Source organism: Pseudomonas sp. EGD-AK9 (genome assembly GCF_000465935.2).
Classification (GTDB): domain Bacteria; phylum Pseudomonadota; class Gammaproteobacteria; order Pseudomonadales; family Pseudomonadaceae; genus Aquipseudomonas.
The window spans coordinates 1-3,139 of sequence record NZ_AVOF01000357.1; the positions used below are offsets into that span (position 1 = coordinate 1).

At 67.6% G+C, this 3,139-nt stretch carries 2 protein-coding genes and 1 pseudogene; 2 read left to right on the forward strand and 1 reads right to left on the reverse strand.

The features are described 5' to 3' along the window. Positions 1 to 885, forward strand: a pseudogene (locus N878_RS16210) (alpha-2-macroglobulin family protein); the annotation flags it as partial. A gap of 83 nt (positions 886 to 968) precedes the next feature. Here N878_RS16210 and N878_RS16215 read toward each other — a convergent pair. Beyond that, positions 969 to 1,271: a hypothetical protein gene (locus tag N878_RS16215; protein ID WP_021444658.1), complete on the reverse strand. Its 303-nt coding sequence runs from the start codon at positions 1,269 to 1,271 to the stop codon at positions 969 to 971. Positions 1,272 to 2,538: 1,267 nt separating this feature from the next. Here N878_RS16215 and N878_RS16225 point away from each other — a divergent pair. Continuing rightward, on the forward strand, positions 2,539 to 3,139 hold a 601-nt coding region (locus N878_RS16225), incomplete at its 3' end, for a transglycosylase domain-containing protein (RefSeq protein ID WP_256218097.1).

Sequence of the window (3,139 nt, forward strand, 5' to 3'; positions counted from 1 at the left end):
GCGCTGGCCCAGGGCCTGATCCAGCCGCGCGACGGCGAGCGCTGGATGGCCGACTACGGCAGCGCGCTGCGCGACCAGGCGCTGATCCTCTCCGTGCTGGAGGAACACGACCTGGCCGCCGGCCAGCGCGAGCAGCGGCTGTTCGACCTGGCCGACGAGCTGGCCGGCCAGCGCTGGCTGTCGACCCAGGAGCGCAACGCCCTGTTCCTCGCCGGTCGCGGCCTGCTCGGTCAGCCGGAACAGCCCTGGCGCGCTGCGCTTTCCAGTGGTGCCTTCCAGTTCGAACTGAGCGAGCGGCAACCGGGCATCAAGCTGGAGCGCGGCGAGCTGGCCGAGCCGCTGAGCGTCAGCGCTGCCGGCAGCGCCAAGCTCTACCAGCAGTTGACCCTGTCCGGCTACCCGGTGCAGCCGCCGGCGGCCGGCGGCGACAACCTCGGCATCGAGCGCGAATATCTGGGCATGGACGGCCGCCCGCTCGACCTGCAGCGGCTGACCAGCGGCGAGCTGGTGCTGGTGCACCTGGCGGTGCGCGCCAAGCAGCGCGTGCCCGATGCCCTGGTGGTGGACCTGCTGCCCGCCGGCCTGGAGCTGGAAAACCAGAACCTGGCGCAGAGCGCGGCGAGCCTCGACGACGCCGGCAGCCAGGTCAAGGAATGGCGCCAGGCGATGCAGAACGCGCGGATCAAGCACCAGGAATACCGCGGCGACCGCTACGTGGCGGCGCTGGACGTGGACGGCTACGGCACCACCCACCTGCTCTACCTGGCCCGCGCGGTGACCCCGGGCAGCTACCGCGTACCGCCGCCGCAGGTGGAGTCGATGTACCGGCCGAGCTGGCAGGCGCTGGGCAATTCGCCGGGGGGGATGGTGGTGAGGGAGCGGTAGAGCGGCCCCGGATTGCATCCGGGCTACGGGGCTGGCTCATGGCGAAACGGGGCAAGGCCTGCTGGCCTTGCCCCGTACAGCCGTCACTTGGCGCCGATCATCTCGACGATATTGATCAGCATGGACTGGCCTACCGATACATAGTCCGGCGCCAGCATCGGCGAGTCGAACTCGGCACTGGCCATCTGGATTTCCTCCAGCCGGCAGGCCTCGAGCGCGCTTTGGAAGAGCGCACCCACCACCTCCTCCACACTGGGTTGAAGGTAGGGTGCATAGTTGGCGGCGGCCTGCGCCTCGGCTACCTCGGTGTCGCAGTGGCCGGCCAGCGCGGGACTGGACAGCAGCATGGCCGTCACCGTCCAGGCGGGAATCGAATAGAAGCTCATCACTAACCTCCCGGATCTGCTTAGTTGGTAGAGGCGCACAAGGCGTAGGTGGTTACGGTGATCTGGGCTGCTGACCCGGCCCCTGTTGTCTTGACCAGCGATGCCGTCCAGCTCAAGTCGGTTAGCGGGTAGCTCAGAACGGTCTGCCAGGTCTGAGCCGAGGAATAGCTCGCTCCGCCGCCCAGCACCCGCTTGCCCTCGCTGCAGGTCGCCGTGCAGGTAATGGCGGTTGTGTCCTGTGTGCAGGTTTCGGTTTTGCGCTCCCAGGCGGTCAGGCCGGTATCGCCCTGCGGACCTGCTGCTCCAGCGGGGCCTATTTCGCCCTGAGGGCCTTGCGGACCTGTTGCGCCAGCGGGGCCTATGTCGCCCTGAGGGCCTTGCGGACCTGTTGCGCCAGCGGGGCCTGCGTCGCCCTGAGGGCCTTGCGGACCTGTCGCGCCAGCGGGGCCTACGTCGCCCTGAGGGCCTTGCGGACCTGTCGCGCCAGCGGGGCCTACGTCGCCCTGAGGGCCTTGCGGACCTGTTGCGCCAGCGGGGCCTACGTCGCCCTGAGGGCCTTGCGGACCTGTTGCGCCAGAGGGACCTACGTCGCCCTGAGGGCCTTGCGGACCTGTCGCGCCAGCGGGACCTGTCTCGCCTTGAGGGCCCTGAGGGCCTGTTGCACCAGTGGGGCCCGTGGGGCCGGTGGCTCCGGTATCACCCTTGTCACCTTTGTCGCCCTTATCCCCCTTGGTACCCGGGCATTTACCGTTGATACCGTTCTCGCAATCCCAGACTCGCCGCTCCAGGGCGCCCAGGCCGCCTTTGAGATTGTCCACGATGTGGGCGGTGTCGTGATCCGCCAGCGCCTGAGGGCTGAGGCCGAGCAGTGCCAGCGTTATCAGGGCTGCCGAAGGCGCGGCGGTAAAGCGGCCGAGGCAGCTGCCCGGTACTTCGGTACCAAGCGACTGAGATGGCAATACCTGCCGGACGGCGGTGGGCAATAATTCATCGCCAAGTTCGTCGATGCGCATAACCAATGTCCTTTCGTTGGAATGGAAGGATGGCATCGCACCGTCAAGCGCCTGGCGCCGGAGAAGGCTGGGAGGTTGAACTCGATGCCCGTAAACACCGCTTGGCAGGCACTGTCAGCCCAACGAAGCAGTGTTCAGATTTAGGTCTAGTGGCCCCGTAATGGCATGTAAAGCCTCTGAGGGTCAAAAATGTGGCGAATGCGTGGTGATCAGACGGATGGTCATTGTTTATGTCAATAAATCGTCTTTTTTCGATGCCTGCTTATTGGCGCGCAGCTGAAGCCTCTGGGGGGCGGCGCTGGCGGCAGTGCGCTGGTGCGCTGATTGTTGTGCTGAGTCTGCTCTGGCTCGCCGACCGCCTGTTCCCGCTGCCGCTGCCCGAGGACGATCTGGCCCGCGTGGTGCTGGCCGAGGACGGCACGCCGTTGTGGCGCTTCGCCGATCGCGACGGCGTATGGCGCTACCCGGTGACGCCGGACCAGGTCTCGCCCTATTACCTCGAAGCCCTGCTGACCTACGAGGATCGCTGGTTCCGCCTGCACCCCGGGGTCAACCCGCTGGCCCTGGCCCGCGCCGCCTGGCAGAACCTCAGCGGCGGGCGCGTGGTGTCCGGCGGCAGCACCCTGTCGATGCAGGTGGCGCGCCTGCTCGATCCGCACGGCCGCGACCTGCCCGGCAAGCTCAAGCAGCTGTGGCGCACCGCGCAACTGGAGTGGCACCTGTCCAAGGACGAGATCCTCGCCCTGTATCTGAATCGCGCGCCCTTCGGCGGCACCCTGGAGGGCGTGGCGGCGGCCAGCTGGAGCTACCTGGGCAAGCCGCCGAGCCAGCTCACTCGCGCCGAGGCCGCATTGC